Source organism: Amycolatopsis sp. NPDC059027 (assembly GCF_042739735.1).
Classification (GTDB): Bacteria; Actinomycetota; Actinomycetes; order Mycobacteriales; family Pseudonocardiaceae; genus Amycolatopsis.
In genome coordinates, this window is sequence record NZ_JBHYIK010000059.1 from 1 (window position 1) to 21,259 (window position 21,259).

The 21,259-nt window shown below is 68.2% G+C and carries 19 protein-coding genes; 2 read left to right on the forward strand and 17 right to left on the reverse strand.

All coding sequences use genetic code 11. The features are described from left to right. Positions 1-49 precede the first annotated feature (49 nt). From nuoN to ACFWY9_RS32970, 17 genes are all read right to left on the reverse strand, one after another. On the reverse strand, positions 50-1,621 hold the full coding sequence (gene nuoN, locus ACFWY9_RS32890) for an NADH-quinone oxidoreductase subunit NuoN (RefSeq protein ID WP_378323582.1): 1,572 nt from the start codon (positions 1,619-1,621) through the stop codon (positions 50-52). 2 nt (positions 1,622-1,623) lie between these two features. After that, positions 1,624-3,174, reverse strand: coding sequence for an NADH-quinone oxidoreductase subunit M (locus tag ACFWY9_RS32895; protein ID WP_378323583.1), 1,551 nt, complete (start codon positions 3,172-3,174; stop codon positions 1,624-1,626). Continuing rightward, positions 3,174-5,075: an NADH-quinone oxidoreductase subunit L gene (gene nuoL / locus ACFWY9_RS32900; protein ID WP_378340691.1), complete on the reverse strand. Its 1,902-nt coding sequence runs from the start codon at positions 5,073-5,075 to the stop codon at positions 3,174-3,176. The genes ACFWY9_RS32895 and nuoL overlap by 1 nt, the downstream gene beginning before the upstream one ends. A gap of 12 nt (positions 5,076-5,087) precedes the next feature. Then, the gene (gene nuoK, locus ACFWY9_RS32905) at positions 5,088-5,387 is read right to left on the reverse strand and encodes an NADH-quinone oxidoreductase subunit NuoK (protein WP_345396291.1); all 300 of its coding nucleotides are present in this window, start codon (positions 5,385-5,387) and stop codon (positions 5,088-5,090) included. Next, positions 5,384-6,271 carry an NADH-quinone oxidoreductase subunit J gene (locus tag ACFWY9_RS32910; protein ID WP_378340692.1) on the reverse strand — a complete coding sequence of 296 codons (888 nt, stop codon included), beginning with the start codon at positions 6,269-6,271 and terminating at the stop codon, positions 5,384-5,386. Before ACFWY9_RS32910 ends, nuoK begins: the two co-directional genes overlap by 4 nt. Further along, complete coding sequence (gene nuoI, locus ACFWY9_RS32915; protein ID WP_378323586.1) at positions 6,268-6,792, reverse strand: NADH-quinone oxidoreductase subunit NuoI; 525 nt, start codon at positions 6,790-6,792, stop codon at positions 6,268-6,270. The genes ACFWY9_RS32910 and nuoI overlap by 4 nt, the downstream gene beginning before the upstream one ends. Next, positions 6,779-8,128: an NADH-quinone oxidoreductase subunit NuoH gene (gene nuoH / locus ACFWY9_RS32920; protein WP_378323726.1), complete on the reverse strand. Its 1,350-nt coding sequence runs from the start codon at positions 8,126-8,128 to the stop codon at positions 6,779-6,781. The genes nuoI and nuoH overlap by 14 nt, the downstream gene beginning before the upstream one ends. Positions 8,129-8,133: 5 nt before the next feature. Continuing rightward, on the reverse strand, positions 8,134-10,659 hold the full coding sequence (locus ACFWY9_RS32925) for an NADH-quinone oxidoreductase subunit G (RefSeq protein WP_378340693.1): 2,526 nt from the start codon (positions 10,657-10,659) through the stop codon (positions 8,134-8,136). Beyond that, the gene (nuoF, locus tag ACFWY9_RS32930) at positions 10,656-11,945 is read right to left on the reverse strand and encodes an NADH-quinone oxidoreductase subunit NuoF (protein ID WP_378323588.1); all 1,290 of its coding nucleotides are present in this window, start codon (positions 11,943-11,945) and stop codon (positions 10,656-10,658) included. Before nuoF ends, ACFWY9_RS32925 begins: the two co-directional genes overlap by 4 nt. After that, a complete protein-coding gene (gene nuoE / locus ACFWY9_RS32935; protein WP_378323589.1) occupies positions 11,945-12,826 on the reverse strand; it encodes an NADH-quinone oxidoreductase subunit NuoE in 882 nt (293 codons plus the stop codon). The genes nuoF and nuoE overlap by 1 nt, the downstream gene beginning before the upstream one ends. Continuing rightward, complete coding sequence (locus ACFWY9_RS32940) at positions 12,823-14,202, reverse strand: NADH-quinone oxidoreductase subunit D (protein ID WP_378323590.1); 1,380 nt, start codon at positions 14,200-14,202, stop codon at positions 12,823-12,825. The genes nuoE and ACFWY9_RS32940 overlap by 4 nt, the downstream gene beginning before the upstream one ends. Next, on the reverse strand, positions 14,199-14,963 hold the full coding sequence (locus ACFWY9_RS32945) for an NADH-quinone oxidoreductase subunit C (RefSeq protein ID WP_378340694.1): 765 nt from the start codon (positions 14,961-14,963) through the stop codon (positions 14,199-14,201). The genes ACFWY9_RS32940 and ACFWY9_RS32945 overlap by 4 nt, the downstream gene beginning before the upstream one ends. Before the next feature lie 5 nt (positions 14,964-14,968). Beyond that, positions 14,969-15,517 (reverse strand): NADH-quinone oxidoreductase subunit B family protein, encoded by a 549-nt coding sequence (locus tag ACFWY9_RS32950; protein WP_345396263.1) that lies wholly within the window; start codon positions 15,515-15,517, stop codon positions 14,969-14,971. 4 nt (positions 15,518-15,521) lie between these two features. Beyond that, positions 15,522-15,938, reverse strand: a complete 417-nt coding sequence (locus ACFWY9_RS32955; protein WP_378323727.1) for an NADH-quinone oxidoreductase subunit A — start codon at positions 15,936-15,938, stop codon at positions 15,522-15,524. 752 nt (positions 15,939-16,690) lie between these two features. Then, positions 16,691-17,986 (reverse strand): geranylgeranyl reductase family protein, encoded by a 1,296-nt coding sequence (locus ACFWY9_RS32960; protein ID WP_378340695.1) that lies wholly within the window; start codon positions 17,984-17,986, stop codon positions 16,691-16,693. 90 nt (positions 17,987-18,076) lie between these two features. Beyond that, positions 18,077-18,766, reverse strand: coding sequence for a demethylmenaquinone methyltransferase (locus tag ACFWY9_RS32965; protein ID WP_378323594.1), 690 nt, complete (start codon positions 18,764-18,766; stop codon positions 18,077-18,079). A 48-nt stretch (positions 18,767-18,814) separates the two neighbouring features. Next, positions 18,815-19,558 carry a BTAD domain-containing putative transcriptional regulator gene (locus ACFWY9_RS32970; protein ID WP_378323595.1) on the reverse strand — a complete coding sequence of 248 codons (744 nt, stop codon included), beginning with the start codon at positions 19,556-19,558 and terminating at the stop codon, positions 18,815-18,817. Between the two features lie 69 nt (positions 19,559-19,627). On the opposite strand from ACFWY9_RS32970, the gene ACFWY9_RS32975 reads away from it, so the two are divergent. After that, on the forward strand, positions 19,628-20,422 hold the full coding sequence (locus ACFWY9_RS32975; RefSeq protein ID WP_378340696.1) for a maleylpyruvate isomerase family mycothiol-dependent enzyme: 795 nt from the start codon (positions 19,628-19,630) through the stop codon (positions 20,420-20,422). A gap of 45 nt (positions 20,423-20,467) precedes the next feature. Beyond that, positions 20,468-21,259: a maleylpyruvate isomerase family mycothiol-dependent enzyme gene (locus ACFWY9_RS32980; protein ID WP_378340697.1), complete on the forward strand. Its 792-nt coding sequence runs from the start codon at positions 20,468-20,470 to the stop codon at positions 21,257-21,259.

Genomic DNA, 21,259 nt, shown 5'->3' on the forward strand with positions numbered 1-21,259 from the left:
CCTTACGGGCGTCTGACGCCCGTAAGGTGGCCTTAACGGCAGGTGGAGCCTAGGAAGCGAAGCCGCCGGTGCCTGCCCAGTCGAGGGCGAAGGCGGGGACCAGGCCCAGGATCAGGGTGACCAGCACGCCCAGGGTGATCGCGGTGGTGGTGAACGCGCCGGGCACGGTGACCGTCGGGCCGTCCTTCGCGGGTTCGGAGAAGTACATCAGCACGATGACCCGCAGGTAGAAGAACGCCGCGACCGCGCTGAACACCAGGGCCACCACGACGAGCGGTGCCATGCCGTCGGACAGCGCTGCGGAGAACACCACGAACTTCCCGACGAACCCGCTCGTCAACGGGATACCCGCCAGCGCCAGCAACAAGAACGTGAACACCGCGGCCAGCACCGGCGAGCGTTTCGCCAGCCCCGCCCACGCCGAAAGGTGCGTGGCCTCGCCGCTGGAATCGCGCACCAGGCTGATCACGCCGAACGCCGCCAGCGTCGTGAAACCGTAGGCCAGCAAGTAGAACAGCGTGCTCGACAGGCCCTTCTCGGTCATCGCGATCGCACCGACGAGCAGGAAGCCGGCGTGCGCCACCGACGAGTAGGCGACCATGCGCTTGACGTCGGTCTGGGTCAGGCCCAGCACCGCGCCGATCGCCATCGAGATGATCGCGACGGCCCACAGCACCCCGCGCCATTCCCAGCTGGTCGAGGAGAACGCGACCGACAGCACCCGCAGGATCCCGCCGAACGCGGCGACCTTCGTGCACGCCGCCATGAACGCGGTCACCGGGGTCGGCGCGCCCTGGTAGACGTCCGGGGTCCAGGTGTGGAACGGGCCGACCGAGCCCTTGAACAGCAGGCCGACCACGAGCAGCCCGAGCCCGGCGAACAGCAGCGTGTCCGAACGGTCCGAGCCCGCGGCGGCGTTGGCGATGTCGGCCAGCTTCACGGAGTTCGCGTAGCCGTAGAGCAGCGCGAGTCCATAAAGGAAGAACGCCGAGGAGAATGCCCCGAGCAGGAAGTACTTGACCGCCGACTCCTGCGAGAGCAGGCGACGCCGACGCGCCAGGCCGCACATCAGATAGAGCGGCAGCGAAAGCACTTCCAGCGCGATGAACATCGTGAGCAAGTCATTGGCCGCGCAGAACGCCATCATGCCGCCGAGCGCGAACAGTGTCAGCGGGAACACCTCGGTCTGCATGCCGGTCGACCCGGCCTGCGCGCGGTCCTGCACGGTGCCCGGCCGGATTCCGGCCTGCGCCACGAAAGCACCGCCCGGCTCGACCGAACGGTCCGCGATGAGCAGCACCGAACCCAGGGCCAGCAACAGCAGCGTGCCCCACAGGAACAACGCGGGGCGGTCCACCGAGATGGCCTTGCTGAACGTCGTCACGCCGTTCTTCGGCGCGGAAGAGCTGACGTAGATGACCAGCGAGATCCCCGCCGCGGCGATGCCCACAATGGACAGGAACACCTGCGACGGCCAGCGCATGTGCCGGGGCAGGAACGCCTCGAACAGCACGCTCACACAGGCGACGCCGAAGATGATCAGTACCGGCAGCACGGCCGCGTAGTCGATCGACGGCGTCTGCAGCTGTTGCGGCGCCTGCGTCAGAACGATGTCGAGCACGGTTACTTGCCTCCGTTAACCGCAGACATGGTCTGCTGCACCGACGGGGTGATCGTGTCGAGCACCGGTTTGGGGTAGAAGCCCAGCCCGATGATCAGCACGACCATCGGCGCCAGGATCGCGATCTCCCGGCCGCCGAGGTCCTTAATGAATTTTTTCGCGCCCAGCTCCGGCGCGATCGCCGTACCCGGTCCACCACCGGCACCGACAAGCGCGTCACCGCGAACCGGGCCGGTCATGATGCGCTGGTAGAGCCAGAGCACGTACGCCGCGGCGAGCACCATGCCGACGGTGGCGATGATCGCGTACACCGGGTGGTCCACAAAGGACCCCAGCAGGACGAGGAACTCGCTGACGAACGAGTTCGTGCCCGGCAGGGACAAAGTGGACAGACCGGCCAGCAGCAGCATCCCGGCCAGCAGCGGGGTCACCTTCGACATACCGCCGTAGTCCGAGATCTTCGTCGACCCGCCGCGCACCACGATCATGCCGATGACCACGATCAGCATGCCGGTGGCGAGGCTGTGGTTGAGCATGTACGACACGGACCCGGCCATGGCCTGCTCGTTGAAGGCGAAGATGCCCAGCGCGATGAAGCCGAAGTGGGCGATCGAGACGTAGGCGATGAACCGCTTCATGTCCCGCTGCCCTGCCGCGAGGATCGATCCATAAAGGACACCCGCGACGCCGAGCACGAGGACCAGCGGCGCCAGCTGTTTGCTCGCCTCCGGGAACATCGGCAGGCAGTACCGCAGGAACCCGAACGTGCCGACCTTGTCCAGCACGCCGACCAGCAGCACCGCGACGCCGATCGGGGCCTCGCCCGCCGCGTCGGGCAGCCAGGTGTGGAACGGCACCAGCGGCGCCTTGATGGCGAACGCCAGGAAGAACCCGAGGAACAGCCAGATCTGCGTCCCGGTGGGCGCGTCCCGAACCACGGTGACCAGCGTGGCCCAGTCGAACGTGCCCTTGCCGAGCTTGTCCGAGGCCAGCGAGTACGCCCCGATCGCCGAGGCCAGCATGATCAGGCCGCCGAGGAACGAGTACAGGAAGAACTTCACCGCCGCGTACTGCCGGTTCGCGCCGCCGTAGCCGCCGATGAGGAAGTACATCGGGATCAGCATGATCTCGAACAGCACGTAGAACAGGAAGACGTCGGTCGCGGCGAACACGCCGATCGTCAGCGCCTCCTGCAGCAGGATCAGCGACAGGAACCCGCCCGCGCTGCGCCCGGCCGGGAGCTTGTCGGTGACGCCCAGCGCGCCGACCACGATCGGCACCAGCAGCGCGATCACCGCGATCATGATCAGCGAGACGCCGTCGGTGCCGAACGAGATGTGGATGCCGAATCCGGGGATCCAGTCCATTGAGGACACCTGCTGCAGCCGCGCACCGGACGGCGAGTAGCTCGCCCAGAACGGGATGATCAGCAGGAATTCCACAATGGACAGCGCGAGCGCGGTGCGCAGCGCGAGCCGGTCGTTGGCCTTCATCGTGGCCACGACCACCGCCCCGACGACCGGCAGCAGGATGAGTGCGAGAAGCCAAGTCATCAGGAGAACCTCACCAGCAGGAGAGCCACGAGAAGCAGGAACGTGCCGCCGAGCATGGACAGCGCGTAGGACCGGACGAACCCGGTTTGCAGCCGCCGCAGCCGTCCGGACCCGCCGCCGAGCGCGGCGGCCAGCCCGTTGACCGCGCCGTCCACGCCGCGGTTGTCGACGTAGACCAGCGCGCGGGCGAGCCAGGTGCCGGGCCGGGCCACCACGGCTTCGTTGAGCGCGTTGCCGTAGAGATCCTTACGCGCGGCCTTGGTGACGACCGAGACCCGCTCGGGGCGTTCGACCGGGACGTCCCGGCGGAAGATCAGCCAGGCGATCAGGACACCCAGCAGCGAGAGCACGACCGCCGCGACCGAGATGACCCACGCTTCGACCGGCAGGTGATGAGTCTCGACGGTTTCGCCGACCGACGGAGCGAGCCACTCGGTGAACCGGTGGCCCAGCGCAAAGAACGCGCCCGCGCCGACCGAGCCGACCGCGAGGATCGCCATCGGGACCCACATGACCGGCTTCGACTCGTGCGGGTGGAAGTCGCGGCCGTCCTCGCTCTTGAGGTCCTTCCAGCGTGCCTTGCCGTGGAAGGTCATCACCATCAGGCGCGTCATGTAGAACGCGGTGAGCCCGGCGCCGAGCAGCGCCGCGCCGCCCATCACCCAGCCGCGCCAGCCGCCCTGGCCGAGCGCCGCCTCGATGATCGCGTCCTTGGTGAAGAAGCCGGACAGCGGCGGGATGCCGATCAGCGCGAGGTAGCCGAGGCCGAAGGTCGCGTAGGTGATCGGCATCTTCTTCGCCAGGCCACCGAACTTGCGCATGTCGACTTCGTCGTTCATGGCGTGCATGACCGAACCGGCACCGAGGAACAGCCCGGCCTTGAAGAAGCCGTGCGCGACCAGGTGCATGATGCCCAGCGCGTACGCCACTGGGCCGAGGCCGACCGCCAGCATCATGTAGCCGATCTGGCTGACCGTCGAATACGCGAGGACTTTCTTGATGTCGTCGTAGGCACAGCCGACGATGCATCCGATCAGCAGCGTCACCGTGCCGACGAGTGTGACGATGAGCCGCCCGTCCTCGGTGGCGTTGAAGATGACGTTCGAGCGGGCGACCAGGTAGACACCGGCGGTGACCATCGTTGCCGCGTGGATCAGGGCCGACACCGGCGTCGGACCCTCCATCGCGTCGGGAAGCCAGGCCTGAAGCGGGAACTGACCGGACTTACCGCAGGCGCCGAGCAGCAGGAGGATCGCCATCGCGGTGATCGCCGCCGGCGGGAACTTGCCCGCGCTCACCGCGTCGAAGACCTGCGCGTAGCCGGTGGAGCCCGAGTACTTGAACATGATGAAGATCGCCAACGCGAGCCCGACGTCCCCGACGCGGTTCATCAGGAACGCCTTCTTCGCCGCGGTGGCGGCGGAGTTGCGGCCCTGGTACCAGCCGATGAGCAGGTAGGACGCGAGGCCGACGCCTTCCCAGCCGAGGTACAGCGTCACGAAGCTGTTGCCCAGCACCAGAACCAGCATCGAGGCGACGAAGAGGTTCAGGTACGCGAAGAAGCGGTACCGGCCTTCGTCGGACTCCATGTAGCCGATCGAGTAGAAGTGGATCAGCATGCCGACGCCGGTGATGAGCAGCACGAACGTCAGCGACAGCGCGTCGACGCGCAGTCCGAAGTCGACCTGCAGCGCGGACACCGGGATCCACGAGAACAGCTTGGTGTCCACAGTGGACTTGGTGTCGGCGGCGAAGAACAGGATGACGCCGTAGACGAAGGCGAGCGTGACGGTGGCACAGCCGAGCAGATGCCCCCATGCCTTCGCGCGCTTGCCCGCCAGCAGCAGGATCAGCGCGCCGAGGGCAGGAAAGGCCACCAGCAGCCACGATGATGCGGTCACTCGGTGTCTCCCTTAGTACTTCAGCAGGTTGGTGTCGTCGACCGAGGCCGAGCGGCGGGTGCGGAAGATCGCCATGATGATCGCCAGCCCCACCACGACCTCCGCGGCGGCCACGACCATCACGAAGAACGCCATCACCTGGCCGTCGAGCCCGCCGTTGATGCGGGCGAAGGTGACCAGGGTGAGGTTCACCGAGTTCAGCATCAGCTCGATGCACATGAACACGACGATCGCGTTGCGCCGCACCAGGACGCCGACCGCGCCGATGGCGAACAGCAGCGCCGAGAGCAGCAGGTAGTAGGTCGGAGTCACTTCTTCTCCTCCCCTTCATTTCCTTCGGACACAGTGGCCGCTGTCTCGGCGGACTCGGCCCCGACGAGCGCGTGCGCGTCGGCCTTCGGCTCCGTGTCGGCGACCTGCTTGCGCTCCTCGTTCAGCTGGACCGCCGAGGTCGACTCGATCAGCGCCGAGAGCGATTCGGGAGCGACCGAGCCGTCGGGCAGCAGCGCCGGGGTGGCCACCGAGTTGGCGGTGGCGAAGACGCCGGGGCCGGGCAGCGGCGACGGGCGGTCGTGCTCGCCGCGGAACCGGTCGATGACCAGTTCGCGCTGCGACTTCTTGGCGCCCTTGCGGTGCCGGTCGGTGAAGGCCAGCACCATCGCGCCCATCGCGGCGGTGATCAGCAGCGCCGAGGTCAGCTCGAACGGGAACAGGTACTGGGTGAAGATCAGCCGCCCGAGGCCGCCCGCGCCGCCGCCGTTCGGGCTGTACGGGTCGAGTGGGGCGGCCGGAGTGACGTTCACGAGCGAGCGGAACAGGCCCGCGGCGATCAGCCCGGCGAGCCCGATGCCCAGCAGTCCCGCCATGAGTCGTTGCCCGCGAAGGACTTCGACCACCGAGTCGGAGCTTTCCCTGCCGACCATCATCAGCACGAACAGGAACAGCATCATGATCGCGCCGGTGTAGACGATGATCTGGGTGAAGCCCAGGAACGGCGCCGACTGGAGCATGTACAGCGCGCCCAGCGACAGCATCGTCAGCACCAGCCACAGCGCCGAGTGCACGGCGTTGCGGGAGAAGATCATGCCGAGCGCGCCGAGCAGGCAGACCGGGCCGAGGATCCAGAACGCGATGGCCTCGCCGGTGGACACCGAGGCGTTCACCGCGGGCGCCTGCGCGAGGAATGCGGCGATCACTTGACCGTCTCCCCTCGGGCCAGCTCCGGACCGTTGACGTAGTAGTCCTGCTCGTTGTCCCCGAGCCGCATCGGGTGCGGCGGCTGCTCCATGCCGGGCAGCAGCGGCGCGAGGAGGTCTTCCTTGGTGTAGATGAGCCGCTGCCGGTCGTCGTCGGCCAGCTCGTAGAAGTTGATCATCGTCAGGGACCGCGTCGGGCAAGCCTCGACGCACAGTCCGCAGCCGATGCAGCGCAGGTAGTTGATCTGGTAGTCCGCGCCGTAGCGTTCCCCTGGCGAGTACCGCGCTTCCTCGGTGTTGTTCCCGCCCTCGACGAAGATCGCGTCCGCCGGGCAGGCCCACGCGCACAGCTCGCAGCCGACGCACTTCTCCAGCCCGTCCGGATGCCGGTTGAGCTGGTGCCGCCCGTGGTAACGCGGCGCCGCGGGGGCACCGGCCTCCGGGTATTCCTCGGTGGCGACCTTCTTGAACATCATGCCGAAGGTGACGCCGAAGCCCTTGATCGGATCAAAGATCCCCATCGCCGGCCTCCCTTCCGGTGGATACGGCGGCGGGCTTGCGCTTGGCCGCCTTCGCCTCAGCCTTGGCCAGTGCCTTCTGGCGCGGGGTGGTCTCGGGGACCTTCAGGTCCAGCGGCGGCAGCGGGTGCCCGCCGCCGGTGATCGGCACGTAGTCCTCGTCCGGGACCTTCTTGTCCGGCAGCAGCAGGCTCAGCAGCACGATCAAGACGAGGATCACGCCGCCGCCGATAAGGATCTGCGGGATCGACAGGCCGCCGCTGTTCCGGACCGCGCGGACCGCGGCGATGACGACGATCCAGACCAGGTTGGCCGGGACGAGGACCTTCCAGCCCAGCCGCATGAACTGGTCGTACCGCAGGCGGGGCAGTGTGCCGCGCAGCCAGATGAAGCCGAACAGCAGGATGAACGTCTTCGCGAAGAACCAGAGCAGCGGCCACCAGTTCTGGTTCAGCGGCGAATCGGCGCCGACGAACGGGAACTTCCAGCCACCGAGGAACAACGTCGTCGCGAACGCGGAGACGATGACCATGTTGACGTACTCGGCGAGGAAGAACATCGCGAACTTCATCGAGCTGTATTCGGTGTGGAACCCGCCGACCAGCTCGGATTCGGCCTCCGGGAGGTCGAACGGCGCGCGGTTGGTCTCACCGACCATCGAGATCGCGTAGATCACGAAACTCGGCAGCAGCAGGTAGAAGTACCAGCCGCTCTGCTGCGCCTCGACGATTCCCGACGTCGACAGCGTCCCCGAGTAGAGGATGACGGCCACAATGGACAGTCCCATCGCGATCTCGTACGAGATCACCTGCGCCGCACTGCGAAGACCGCCGAGCAGCGGGTATGGCGAGCCGGACGACCAACCCGCCAGCACGATGCCGTACACGCCGATCGAGGAGCAGGCGAGGATCACCAGCACGCCGACCGGGAGGTCGACCAGCTGGAGCACGGTGCGCTCGCCGAAGATCGAAACAACCGGGCCGAACGGGATCGCCGCCAGTGCGATCAACGCGGGCACCGCGGAGATCACCGGCGCGAGGAAGTACACCTTGCGGTCGGCGGTGTCCGGGATGACCTGCTCCTTGAACGGGAGCTTGATCGCGTCGGCGAGGGACTGCAGGTAGCCGCCGGGGCCGACGCGGTTGGGGCCGGGCCGGTTCTGCATCCGGCCGACCGCCTTGCGCTCCCAGACGATCAGGAAGATCGTCAGGATCGGGCCGATCAGCAGGATGACGACGGCCTTGATGAGGATCAGCCACCACGGGTCGTCCGCGAGCAGCGCCGCCCGTTCGGCCGCGTTCGGGATGCCGCCCACCGCGGTGTCCGCGTGGGTGAGGATCGCGCTCACTGCTCACCTCCGGTGATGCTGACGACCGCGCCGTGGCCCGCGCCGAGAGTGGCGCGGACGGCGGAGCCGTCGGAGTTGCCCGGGAGCCAGACCACACCGTCGGGCAGGTCCGCGACCTCGACCGGCAGCGTGATCGCGCCGCGTTCGGTGCTCACTTTGACGACCTTGCCGAGCCCTTCGGCGGTTTTCGCCGACAGCCGCGCCACCGGCTTGCGCTGGGTGCCCTTGAGGTGCGGTTCGTCGTCCTGGAGCGAGCCGTTGTCGATCAGCTGCCGCCAGGTCGCGAGCACCGCCTTGCCGTCGCCTGCCTGCGGCGATGCCGTTAAGGCCACCTTAAGGGCATCTGACGCCCGCAAGGTGGCCTTAACGGCACTTTGGAGCCGCGAGAAGTCGGCGTGGGCGGCGGCGGGGGTTTGGGTGAAGAGGTCGGCGTCCATCTCGACGGCGAGGGTGTCGAGGACCCGGCAGTCGGGCAGCGCGCCGGTGCCTTCGAGCGTGACGTCGAACTCGCGGCGGCGACCCTCCCAGTTGAGGTAGCTGCCCGCCTTCTCGACCGCCGGGGCGATCGGGAGGACGACGTCGGCGCGTTCGGTGACCGCGCTCGGCCGCAGCTCCAGGCTCACCACGAACCCGGCGTTGTCCAGCGCGCGGCGCGCGAGGTCCGGGTCGGGCAGGTCGTCCGGGTCGACGCCACCGACGAGCAGGCCGTCGAGCTGCTGTCCCGATGCCGCCTGGAGGATGCCGGTGGTGTCCCGGCCCTCCGCCGAAGGAATCGTTACGCCCCAAGCATTTTCGACCTCGGCGCGGGCGTCGGCGTCGGTGACGGGACGGCCGCCCGGCAGCAGCGTCGGCGCCGCGCCCGCCTCCAGCGCGCCGCGTTCGCCCGCCCGGCGCGGAATCCACGCCAGCCGCGCGCCGGTGCGCTCGGAAAGCCGGTGCAGCGCCGAGAACAGGCCCGGCACCTCGGCGGCACGCTCGCCGACGAGCACGACAGCGCCGTCGCCCGCCAGAGCCTCGTCGAGATCCGCGGCGTGGGTGGCGATTCCGTCGATCGCGGCAGCCTCCCCGCCGGGGACGCAAGCCAGCAACTCGCCGAAGGTTTTGCGCACCGACGACGTCGTCCACTGTCCCAAGTGGACGACCCGGGTGCGGTTCTTGCGGGCCGCCTTGCGCAGCCGCAGGAACACGATCGGCGCCTCGTCCTCGGGCTCGAACGCGACGCACAGCACCGTGCGAGCCCGCTCGATCTCGCCGAACGTCACGCCGGTCTCGGGTGTCGTCCCGACCACCGCCGCGGCCAGGAAGGCCAGCTCCTCGGCGGAGTGCGCCCGCGCGCGGAAGTCGATGTCGTTGGTACGCAAGGCGATCCGGGCGAACTTCGAGTACGCGTAGGCGTCCTCGACGGTCAGCCGTCCGCCGGCCAGCACGCCGACACCCTTGCCGTCGCGAGCCTTGCTCAGGCCCTCTGCGGCGGCACGCAGCGCGTCGGTCCATGACGCCTCTTCCAGCACGCCGGTCTCGCGGTTGCGGACCTGCGGACGGCGGAGGCGGTCGGCGGCCTGCGGGTACCGGAACGCGAACCGGCCCTTGTCGCAGATCCACTCCTCGTTGACCTGCGGGTCGTCCCCGGCGAGCTTGCGCATCACCTTGCCGCGCCGGAAGTCGGTCCGCTCGGCGCAGCCGGACGAGCAGTGCTCGCACACGCTCGGCGCGGACACCAGGTCGAACGGCCGGGACCGGAAGCGGTACGCGGCGCTGGTCAGCGCACCGACCGGGCAGATCTGGATGACGTTGCCGGAGAAGTACGACTGGAACGGCTCGCCGCCCGACGAGGTAAGCATTTCCGCCGAGGAGGCATCAGACACAGTGGTCCGCTCCGCTAAACCGAGGACGTCCGCGGTCTCGGCGGTGCCGATCTGCTGGTGCGCACCGCGTTCGAGCAGTTCGATGAACGGGTCACCGGCGATCTGCGCCGAAAACCGGGTGCAGCGCTGACAGAGCACGCAGCGTTCGCGGTCGAGCAGGACCTGCGAGGAGATCGGCAGCGGCTTGGGGAACGTCCGCTTCGTGTCGACGAACCGGGATTCCGGTCGCCCGTGTGCCATCGCCTGGTTCTGCAGTGGACACTCGCCACCCTTGTCGCAGATCGGGCAGTCCAGCGGGTGGTTGATGAGCAGCAGCTCCATCACGCCCTGCTGGGCCTTGTCCGCGACCGCCGAGGTCAGCTGCGTCTTGACGACCATGCCGTCGGCGACGGTCATGGTGCAGGACGCCTGCGGCTTCGGCATCGGGCGGCCACCCATCTCGACCTCGACGAGGCACTGGCGGCAGGCACCGGCCGGGTCGAGCAGCGGGTGGTCGCAGAAGCGCGGGATGACCGTGCCGAGGCGCTCGGCGGTGCGGATCAGCAGTTCGCCCTTGGGCGCGATGACCTCTTCGCCGTCGATGACCAGCTTGACGTGGCCTTCGGGCACCGGAGTGTCCTCTGTGGACGTACCCGGCTTGTCGGGTGCGATCGTCATGCCTGTGCTCCCACCAGTTCGGGCTGGGCGGCCTTGTTCTTCTCACACAAGGCGAGGAACTCGTCCCGGAAGTACTTGATGCCGCTGGTGATCGGCGAGACGGCGCCGTCACCGAGCGCGCAGAAGGACCGGCCGAGGATGTTGTCGCAGACGTCGAGGAGGGTTTCGATGTCCTCGGGCGTGCCGTGGCCTTCGACCATCCGCTCCAGGATCTGCGCGAGCCAGTAGGTGCCCTCGCGGCACGGCGTGCACTTGCCGCAGGACTCGTGCTCGTAGAACTGCGTCCACTTCATCACGGCCCACGGCACGGACACGGTCTCGTTGAAGACCTGGACCGCGGTGGTGCCGAGCATGGACCCCGCCTCGGCAGCCCCTTCGAAATCCAGGGGGGTGTCGAGGTGTTCGGCGGTGAACATCGGGGTCGACGAGCCGCCGGGCGTCCAGAACTTGAGCGGGATGCCGTCCTTCATGCCGCCCGCCATGTCCAGTAGTTCGCGCAGCGTTGTCCCGAGTGGACACTCGTACTGGCCGGGTTTCTCGACGTGGCCGGAGATCGAGTAGATCTTCGGGCCGGGCGACTTCTCGCGGCCCATCTGCCGGAACCAGTCGGATCCGGCGTTGACGATGTAGGGCGCGCTGGCGATGGTCTCGACGTTGTTGACCGTGGTCGGCGCCGCGTAGAGCCCGGCGGCCGCGGGGAACGGCGGCTTGAGCCGGGGCTGGCCACGACGGCCCTCCAGCGAGTCGAGCAGCGCGGTTTCCTCGCCGCAGATGTACGCCCCGGCGCCCGCGTGCACGGTGATGTCGAGGTCGAATCCGGAGTCGAGGATGTTCTTGCCGAGGTAGCCCGCCTGGTAGGCCTCGCGGACGGCCGCGTTGAGTCGGCGGATGCAGTGCAGCGCTTCCCCGCGGACGTAGATGAAGCAGTGGTGCGACCGCATCGCGTACGAGGCGATGATGCAGCCCTCGATCAGCGAGTGCGGGTCCGCCATCATCAGCGGGATGTCCTTGCAGGTACCCGGTTCGCCCTCGTCGGCGTTGATCACCAGGTAGTGCGGCTTGTCCTCGTTCGGCGGCATGAACGACCACTTGACGCCCGCCGGGAAGCCCGCACCGCCGCGCCCGCGCAGGCCGGAATCCTTGACCAGCTGGACGAGCTGCTCGGGCGTTCCCTTGAGCGCCTTGCGGATCGCGGTGTAGCCCTCGAGCTGTTCGTAGGTGGCCAGCCGCCAGGAGTTCGGGGAGAGCCAGCGTTTGGTGAGGACCGGCGTAATCGGGTCAGCCATTACTTTTTCTCCCCCTCTTTCGAAGGCACAGCGGGGAGCGGGACGTCGTTCGCGACCGGTGCCGTCCAGCCCCGCTCCTGCGCGATCTTCGCGCCCCGCAGCGTTTCCACGGCCTGTGACGGACCGTCGACGTCGCCGTTGTAGATCGCTTCGTCCTCCGGGAAGAACCCGGCGAGCTGCAGTTCGGCGCCCTTGAAGTCGGTCAGCGGCGCGCCACGCGTCGGCGCGGGTTTCTTGCCCGCCTGCAACGCGTCCACCAGCGCGACCGCCTTCTCCGGCGTCTGGTTGTCGAAGTACTCGTAGTTGACCTGGATGACCGGGGCGAGGTCGCAGGCCGCGAGGCATTCCGCGTGCTCCAGCGTGATCGAGCCCTGCTCGCCCGGCGTGCCCGCGGTTTCCTCGTGCCCCAACGGGTTTTCTTCGGAACCCAGGTGCGTCTGGAGCTTCTTGTAGATCGCATCGCCGCCGAGCGCCGCGCACAACGTGTTCGTGCAGACGCTCACCAGATGTTCACCGCACGGGCGGCGCTTGTACATCGTGTAGAACGTCGCGACCGCGCTGACCTCGGCGTCGGTGAGCCCGAGTTGCGTGGCACAGAAGGAAATCCCCTCCTGGGACACGTAGCCCTGCACCGACTGCACGAGGTGCAGCATCGGCAGCAGCGCCGAACGCGACATCGGGTACCGCTCGATCAGGTTCTTCGCCTTGGCGACGATGTCGTCGCCGAAGACGTCCTCCAGCGGCGGCGTCTCGGCCAGGATGGCCTCGGCCGCCGCGGGGTCCGGCGCGATGCCGACCACGTCGGTGTCCGGACCGGCGGCCACGTGGGTGGTCTCGGCCGCGTTCGGGCCGGGCTCGGGCACGGCGGTACTTGAAGTCATCGGTCCACTCCCCCCATCACGGGGTCGATCGAAGCGATGGCGGCGATCACGTCCGCCACCAGCCCGCCCTCGGCCATCGCGGGCATCGACTGCAGGTTCACGAAGCTCGGTTCGCGGATGTGGACGCGCAGCGGCCGCGTGCCGCCGTCGGAGACGAGGTGCGCGCCCAGCTCGCCGCGCGGCGACTCCACCGGCGAGTACACCTGGCCCGGCGGCACCTTGAAGCCCTCGGTGACCAGCTTGAAGTGGTGGATCAGCGATTCCATCGACTGGCCCATGATCTTGCGGACGTGCTCCAGCGAGTTGCCGAGACCGTCGCTGCCCAGGGACAGCTGCGCGGGCCAGGCGACCTTCTTGTCCTCGACCATGACCGGGCCGGGTTCGAGCATCTTGAGGATCTGCCTGATGATCCGCAGGCTCTGGTGCATCTCCTCGACGCGGATCAGGTACCGCGCCCAGCAGTCCGCGTCGGTCGAGGTCGGGATGTCGAACTCGAGCTCGTCGTAGCGGGAGTACGGCTCGGTCTTGCGCAGGTCCCACGGCAGACCGGCGGAACGCAGCACCGGCCCGGTGACGCCGAGCGCGAGGCAGGCGTCCACCGGCAGGTAGCCGACGCCCTTGAGCCGGTTGCGCCAGATCGGCTGACCGGTGAAGAGCTTGTCGTACAAGGGAAGGCGCTTGTCCATCGTCTCGACGAACTCGGTGACCTTCTCGTGGTAGTCCTCGGGCATGTCCTGCGCGAGGCCGCCGGGGCGGATGAACGCGTGGTTCATCCGCAGGCCGGTCAGGTGCTCCAGCAGGTGCAGCACGACCTCGCGTTCGCGGAACCCGAGCGTCATCGCGGTGGTGGCGCCCAGTTCCATGCCGCCGGTGGCGATGTAGACCAGGTGCGAGCCGATGCGGTTGATCTCCAGCAGCATCACGCGCAGCAGCTCCGCGCGCGGCGGGGCCTTGATGCCCAGGAGCTTCTCGACCCCGAGGCAGTAGGCCATTTCCGTGGAGAGCGGCGCGAGGTAGTCCATGCGCGTCACGAAGGTGACGCCCTGGGTCCACGTCCGGTACTCGCAGTTCTTCTCGATCCCGGTGTGCAGGTAGCCGATGACCGAGCGGAGCTGGGTGACGGTCTCGCCCTCCATCTCCAGCACGAGCCGGAGCACGCCGTGCGTCGACGGGTGCTGCGGGCCCATGTTGATGACCATGCGCTCGTCGTGCTTGGCGTCCTCGATGAGGTCGTCCCAGTCACCGCCGGACACCGTGTAGACGGGGCCTTCGGTGGTTTCGCGCGCCGCGGCGTAGTCGACGTCGCCGGTGCTGTCGGAGCCCTTGGCGGTGGTGTCGGTGCCGGTGCTGACGTCGGCGATGTTCTCGGTGCTCACGAGTACGACCTCCGCTGATCGGGCGGGGGGATCTCCGCGCCCTTGTATTCCACCGGGATCCCGCCGAGCGGGTAGTCCTTGCGCTGGGGGTGGCCGTCCCAGTCGTCCGGCATGAGGATCCGGGTCAGCGCGGGGTGGCCGTCGAAGACGATCCCGAACATGTCCCAGGTCTCGCGCTCGTGCCAGTCGGCCGTCGGGTAGAGCTCGACGATCGACGGGACGTGCGGATCCTCGACGTCCATGGTGACCTCGAGCCGGATGCGGCGGCGGTAGGTCATCGATGTCAGGTGGTAGACCGCGTGCAGCCGCTGCGGGACGTCGGCGCCGTAGTCCACACCGGACACCGAGCTGCACAGCTCGAACCGCAGCCCCGCGTCGTCGCGCAGGGTCCGGACCACGCCGACCAGGTGCTCGCGATCGACGTAGAAGGTGATCTCACCGCGGTCGACGGTGGTCTGGAGGATCGCTTCGGCCGGAATCTTGTTGTCCGCCAAGGCGGCGTAGAACTCGTCGGCGAACTCGTCGAACCAGCCGCCGTACGGGCGCTCGGCCGGGGCCGGGCTGTACGCCGGGAGCCGGACGCCGCCGTAGCCGGAGGTGTCCCCGGTGCCGGAGACGCCGAACATGCCCTGGCGTTCTTTCCCGGCGACGACGGGCTCGGCCGGGCGCGTGCCGCGGGGTTCGAGCCCGCCTTCGGGGCGTTCGGCCGACGACTGCTCGCCGCCTGTCTTTGGTGTCTCAGCTGGGGTGTTTTCAGGCACTTCGATCACTTCTTCGCGTACTTGATCGACGAGGGCACGAGTTCGGTGCGGGCGCCGCTGGCCGCGCGGATCGCGGCGCGGCGCGCGTTGATCGGCTCGTCCTGGATCTTGGCGTGCAGCTTGAGGATCGCGTCGAGCAGCATCTCCGGGCGCGGCGGGCAGCCGGGCAGGTACATGTCGACCGGGACGATGTGGTCGACGCCCTGCACGACGGCGTAGTTGTTGAACATGCCGCCGGAGGAGGCGCAGACGCCCATCGCGAGAACCCAGCGCGGCTCGGCCATCTGGTCGTAGATCTGGCGCAGGACCGGGGCCATCTTCTGCGTGACGCGGCCGGCGACGATCATCAGGTCGGCCTGGCGCGGGGTGGCGCTGAAGCGTTCCATGCCGAAGCGGGCGATGTCGTAGCGGGAACCGCCGACGGTCATCATCTCGATCGCGCAGCAGGCGAGGCCGAACGTGGCGGGCCACAGGGAGTTCTTGCGTGCCCAGTTGACCAGGCCCTCGAGGCTGGCCAGCAGGATGCCGTTGGGGAGTTTTTCTTCCAGGCCCATGGTTCTAGTTCCAATCCAGGCCGCCGCGCCGCCACACGTAGGCGTACGCGAAGCCGACCGTCGCGATGAACAGCACGATCTCCACCAGGCCGAACAGGCCGAGCGCGTCCGCCGAGACCGCGAACGGGTAGAGGAAGACCATCTCGATGTCGAACAGGATGAACAGCATCGCGGTGATGTAGTAGGCCACCGGCATGCGTCCCGCGCCGACGAGCGGCTGCGGGGACGGTTCGATCCCGCATTCGTAGGCGGACAGCTTGGCCTTGTTGTAGCGGCTCGGGCCGACCAGCGGGCCGAGCAGCACCGAGAGCACCGCGAACGCGAGCGCCAGCACGAACAACAGGACCAGGGGGAGATAGACCTTGAGGCCGGGCGCCTGAGCGACCTGCTCGGTGCTCGCCTGCGTCAGCACGGGCAACATCAGCACGGGGTTTCGCCATCCTTTCCGCGCCGCTGCGGTTTGCGTGTGGTGGTACGCACGTCGCCTCGTCGGCTTTTGCCCGCACCCTAAGGGAGCTGGGTCACACCGCCGAGGGTCAGGGCACCCTTACGGCCCGTGAGGCCGTAGAGGTCCGCTTGTGAAATAGTTCACAAGCCACTGGTCGCGGATGTGAAGGGATTCACAAAGCATGGCCCGACTATAGGACGTGACTCACATTCTTGTCCCTAGGGGCTGCGGTATAAGGGTTACCTAACCCGTCGGACAAACCGGACGCCGACACTCCCGGCCGCAAAGCTGAGACCTGCGCGAAGCCCGGCGAAGATCGATTCGGGGCCCGGACAAACCACCGCTGCCCTGTGACTTATCACACTGACCGGCCGGGCAACCATTGCTCCACCTGGGTGTCCGTCGCCCCCGCCGTCCGTGGGAGCGAGACCTGCCGGGCGGTGGGTATCGCGGCGGTATCCCCTGGGCATTCCCCCACCCTCCCGGGGGCACCCCTGCAACCAGCGTATCGCGTTTGACCTGGGGAAACGGGGGTCGTGGTGAATCTGTGGACAACCGGCGCGGTTGTGGACAACGCGGATGGGTCCTGACGCGCCACTCTGGCGGGGTCGTGAGCGGGGTCGGGTGGCCGGCTCCGGCGGGTCTGGTGGTGCTGAAGGACGCTTTCAGTGCATCGAGCGCACTGAAAGCGTCCTTCAGTGCCGCCAACGCACTGAAAGCGTCCTTCAGCGCGGAGAGGGTGTAGCGCGCGAGAGAGCGGCGATGAGGCGGTCGACGCCGTCCCCGCCCTTCGCGTCGTAACAACCCGAAAGTCCCTTGTACACCAAGGGAAGCAGCGCGTTGATCCGCAGCCCGTACTTCGTGCACGCGTGCATGATCTTCGGCTTCCCGATGAGCTTCGCGAACACGTTCCCGAGCCGGTAGTACCCGCCCATCAGCTCCGCGACGGCCCGCGGATAGCCCGCCAGCGCGCGCTCCCGCGAAGGCCCTTCGGCCCGCGCCAGCGCCTGCACGACGACCTCCGACGCGATCTGCGCCGACTCCATCGCCGCCGAGATGCCCTCTCCGTTGAACGGGCTGACCATGCCGCCCGCGTCGCCGAGCAGCAGCAGGCCGTCGCGGTAGTGCGGGGTGCGATTGAAGCCCATCGGCAGTCCGGCGCCGCCGACCTTCCCGATCGCGTTCTCCTCGCGGTAGCCCCATTCCTCGGGCGTCCCGTCGAGCCACTGCCGCAGCAGCGCGCGGTAGTCGGTGTTGCGGAACGACGCCGACGTCGACAGCATGCCGAGGCCGACGTTCACGGTGCCGTCGCCGAGCGGGAACGCCCAGCCGTAGCCCGGCAGCAGCTTCGGGTTCCGCGAGTCCGAGCGGTCCCACAGCTCCAGGTGGCCCTCGATGAACGGGTCGTCGTGGCGCGGGCTCTTGTAGTACTGGCGCACCGCGACGCCCATCGGCCGCTTCTCGTTCTTCTGGATGCCGACGCTCAGCGCGAGCCGCGCGGACACGCCGTCGCAGGCCAGCACCAGCGGCGCACGGTAGGACACCGGCGTCCGCTCCGGGCCGACCTTCGCCTCGACGCCGACCACGCGCCCGCCGGGGCTGGTGATCGCGCCGGTCACGGTGGTCCGCTCGTACAGCCGCGCCCCCGCCTTGACCGCGGTCTTCGCCAGCAGGTCGTCGAAATCCTGGCGGGTGCGGGAAACGCCGTACGGCGGGTAACTGGTCAGGTCCGGCCAGTCCAGCTCCAGCGTCAGGTCGCCGGTGAGGATGCGCAGGCCGCGGCTGTGCACCCAGCCCGCATCCTCACTGGTGTCGATGCCGAGGTCGATGAGCTGCTTGACCCCGCGCGGTGTCAGGCCGTCGCCACAGACCTTCTCGCGGGGGAACTCGGTCTTCTCCAGCAACAACACGTCGACGCCGGCGCGGGCGAGGTACGTGGCGGCCGTGGACCCGGCCGGTCCGGCACCGACGACGATGACTTCCGCGTCGTGCTCGGGACTGCGGCGGCTGGAGGACGTCATGCGATCGACTCGCTTCGCGAGACAGTGTCTGACCCTTTTAGGCGCATGACATCCATGATTCGCTCGCAAGCTTCGCTCATGCGCCCGAGTCTAGGCGGGCTTGCGGGCGCGATGGACGGCGACGACGCCGAACGTGAGGTTCATCCACTCGACCTCGGTCCAGCCCGCCCCCGCGATGATCTCCCCCAGCGCCCGCTGGTCCGGCCAGGCGAGCATGGATTCGGCCAGGTACGAGTACGCCTCGGGGTTCGAGGAGTTGCGGCTGCCGAACCAGGTCAGCAGGCGCAGGATGAACTTCCGGTGGACGAACCGGATCGGCGCGAAGGTGGGCGTCGACACCTCGCAGATCACCAGCCGCCCACCGGGTTTGGTGACCCGGGCGATCTCGATCAGCGCGGCCTTGACGTCGACGAAGTTGCGCAGCGCCAGCGAGATCGTCACCGCGTCGAAGCTGTCGTCGGCGAAGGGCAGGTGCAGGGCGTCCGCCGCGACCATCGGCACCTTCCGGTGCTTGCCCGCGCGAAGCATCCCGACGGAGAAGTCGGCGGCGAGGCACCAGGCGCCGCCGCGCCCGTACTCGACGGTGGACACCCCGGTCCCGGCGGCGAGGTCGAGGACCTTCTCCCCCTGCTTGGCGTCCAGCGCCCGCGCGGTGGTGGTGCGCCAGCGCCGGTCGAAGCCGAACGTCATGAAGGAGTTCGCGCGGTCGTAGCCGGACGCGACGTCGTCGAACATGGCGGCGACGTCGTGCGGATCCTTGTCAAGACTCGCTCGGGACATAGCCGCAGACTAGTCGCCGGGCCCTGAGAGCGGCGGCGCGCGTCGGAGTCATGACAAGCGCGTCAGCATCCGCGCCATCCCGTTGTCTTCGCCCGCGAGGATGCGACGTTCGAGTTCGCGCAGTGCGGGCCCGGGTTCGAGTCCCAGCTGCCCGAGCGACACGCGCCGCGCCCGGCGGTAGACGTCGAGCGCTTCGCTCTGACGTCCGCCACGGCACAACGCGAGCATCAGCAGGTAGTACAGCCGCTCGCGCCGCGGATACCGGCGCACCAGCCCGTCGAGTTCGACCGCCGCCGCGGTGTGCCGCCCGAGTTCCAGTTCCGCGGCGTGCAGGTCCTCCAGCATCGACAGCCTGCGCTCGGCCAGCCGCGACGCCTCGCCGAGGAGCACCGGCACGTCGAAACCTTCGTACGGGGTGCCCTGCCACAGCGCGAGCCCGCGCCGGATCAGCGCCGCCCGCTCGGCCGGATCGGCGATTTCCTGCGCTCGTATCGCGGTCGATTCGAACCGCTCGGCGTCCAGTTCCCCGGGCTGCACGGCGAGGCGGTAGCCGCCGGGACGCCAGCTGAGCCGTCCGGGTTCGGGGAGGTCCTGACGCAGTTTGTGGACGTGCCAGTGCAGTTTGCGGGGTGCTCTCGGGTCGGGGCCGCAGTCCCACAGCGCGTCGGTCAGTACCTCGGCGCGGACCGTGGTGCTGGCGTCCGCCAGCAGCATGCCGAGCAGGATCCGGCGCAGCCTGCCGTGGATCGGCGACTGGCCCGCGCCGATGGTCCCGAGCACCTCGAACCTCATGGAGCGAGAGTGCGTCGGCGTCGTACAAAACCGGTACAAGCACCCGGTGGCCCGCTCTACGGTGACCAGATGACTCGTCTGAGCTACGAACGCTACTGCGCCGAAATCGTCACCCAGACTGGCCTGCTGGTTTCGTCGATCGAGGACGCCGACCTCACCGCCGGAGTGCCGTCCTGTCCCGAGTGGAACGCGGGCCAGCTGCTGCGCCACCTCGGTGAGGGGCAGCGCTGGGCGGAAACCGTCGTGCGGACCAGGGCGGCCGAACCACCGTCCGGCACGGCGAGCCGCGAACTCGCCGCGTACACCCATGAAGACCCCGCCGTCGTGGGTCCGTGGCTTGCCGAAGGCGCCGAAAAGCTCGCGGAGGCGTTGCAGGTGGCCGGACCCGGAACACCGGTGTGGACCCCGCTCCCCGACCAGCCCGGCACCGATTTCTACGCACGCCGTTTCACCCACGAAACGGCCATTCACCGCGCCGACGCGACTCTGGCGCTGGGCGCCGAGTACGTCCTCGACCAAGAAGTGGCTGTCGACGGCATCGACGAATGGCTGGAACTCTGCTCGCTGCCGATGCATTTCGAGGTCCGACCGGAGATGCGCGCACTGCTCGGCCCCGGCCGCACCCTGCACTTCCACGCCACCGACACCCCGCCCGAAGCGAACGCGGAATGGGTCGTCGACCTCACCGGCGACGTCATCACCTGGCGCCGCGCACACGAAAAATCAGCGGTCGCGGTCCGTGGTCCCGTCACCGAACTATTGCTGGCCATCTACAAACGACGTCCCATCACCGACGGACCCTTCAAAATCTTCGGAGACACCGAACTACTCGGCTCCTGGCTGGAACGGGTCGACTTCGGCTGAGCCGCGGCAGGGCTTTTTGTCGGTGGTGCGCCGTACGGTGACCACATGACTCGCCTGAGCTACGAACGCTACTGCGCCGAAATCGTCACCCAGACCAGCCTGCTGGTCGCGTCGCTCAAGGACGCCGATCTCACCACCGAAGTGCCGTCCTGCCCCGAGTGGAACGTGGGCCAGTTACTGCGGCACCTCGGCGGGGTTCAGCGGTGGGCGGAAACCCTCGTGCGAACCCGTGCCACCGAACCGATCCCGGAAGGAGGCCGCGACCTCGCCGCGTACACCGACGAAGATCCGGCCGTCGTCGGCCCGTGGCTCGCCGAGGGCGCTGAGCGACTGGCGGAAACGCTGCGCGCCGCTGGCCCCGGAACGCCGGTGTGGACACCGGTACCGGACTACGGCACCACGGATTTCTTCGTGCGGCGCTTCACCCACGAAACGGCTATCCACCGCGCCGACGCGACGCTGGCCCTCGGCCTGGAGTACGAACTAGACAAGGAGGTGGCCGTAGACGGTATCGATGAATGGATGGAACTGGGCTCGCTGCCGCTGCACTTCGAGGTCCATCCGTGGATGCGGGAACTGCTCGGCCCCGGCCGCACCCTGCACTTCCACGCCACCGACACCCCGCCCGAAGCGAACGCGGAATGGGTCGTCGACCTCACCGGCGACGTCATCACCTGGCGCCGCGCACACGAAAAATCAGCGGTCGCGGTCCGTGGTCCCGTCACCGAACTATTGCTGGCCATCTACAAACGACGTCCCATCACCGACGGACCCTTCAAAATCTTCGGAGACACCGAACTACTCGACTTCTGGCTGGAACGGGTCGACTTCGGATGA

What these genes read in the sequence shown, in the direction of transcription:
- ACFWY9_RS32895 (WP_378323583.1), bottom strand. Translation starts at nt 3,174, where the DNA reads ATGACTTGGCTTCTCGCACTCATCCTGCTGCCGGTCGTCGGGGCGGTG.
- nuoI (WP_378323586.1), bottom strand. Translation starts at nt 6,792, where the DNA reads ATGGGGATCTTTGATCCGATCAAGGGCTTCGGCGTCACCTTCGGCATG.
- ACFWY9_RS32925 (WP_378340693.1), bottom strand. Translation starts at nt 10,659, where the DNA reads ATGACGATCGCACCCGACAAGCCGGGTACGTCCACAGAGGACACTCCG.
- nuoF (WP_378323588.1), bottom strand. Translation starts at nt 11,945, where the DNA reads ATGGCTGACCCGATTACGCCGGTCCTCACCAAACGCTGGCTCTCCCCG.
- nuoE (WP_378323589.1), bottom strand. Translation starts at nt 12,826, where the DNA reads ATGACTTCAAGTACCGCCGTGCCCGAGCCCGGCCCGAACGCGGCCGAG.
- ACFWY9_RS32950 (WP_345396263.1), bottom strand. Translation starts at nt 15,517, where the DNA reads ATGGGCCTGGAAGAAAAACTCCCCAACGGCATCCTGCTGGCCAGCCTC.
- ACFWY9_RS32955 (WP_378323727.1), bottom strand. Translation starts at nt 15,938, where the DNA reads ATGTTGCCCGTGCTGACGCAGGCGAGCACCGAGCAGGTCGCTCAGGCG.
- ACFWY9_RS32960 (WP_378340695.1), bottom strand. Translation starts at nt 17,986, where the DNA reads ATGACGTCCTCCAGCCGCCGCAGTCCCGAGCACGACGCGGAAGTCATC.
- ACFWY9_RS32965 (WP_378323594.1), bottom strand. Translation starts at nt 18,766, where the DNA reads ATGTCCCGAGCGAGTCTTGACAAGGATCCGCACGACGTCGCCGCCATG.
- ACFWY9_RS32970 (WP_378323595.1), bottom strand. Translation starts at nt 19,558, where the DNA reads ATGAGGTTCGAGGTGCTCGGGACCATCGGCGCGGGCCAGTCGCCGATC.
- ACFWY9_RS32975 (WP_378340696.1), top strand. Translation starts at nt 19,628, where the DNA reads ATGACTCGTCTGAGCTACGAACGCTACTGCGCCGAAATCGTCACCCAG.
- ACFWY9_RS32980 (WP_378340697.1), top strand. Translation starts at nt 20,468, where the DNA reads ATGACTCGCCTGAGCTACGAACGCTACTGCGCCGAAATCGTCACCCAG.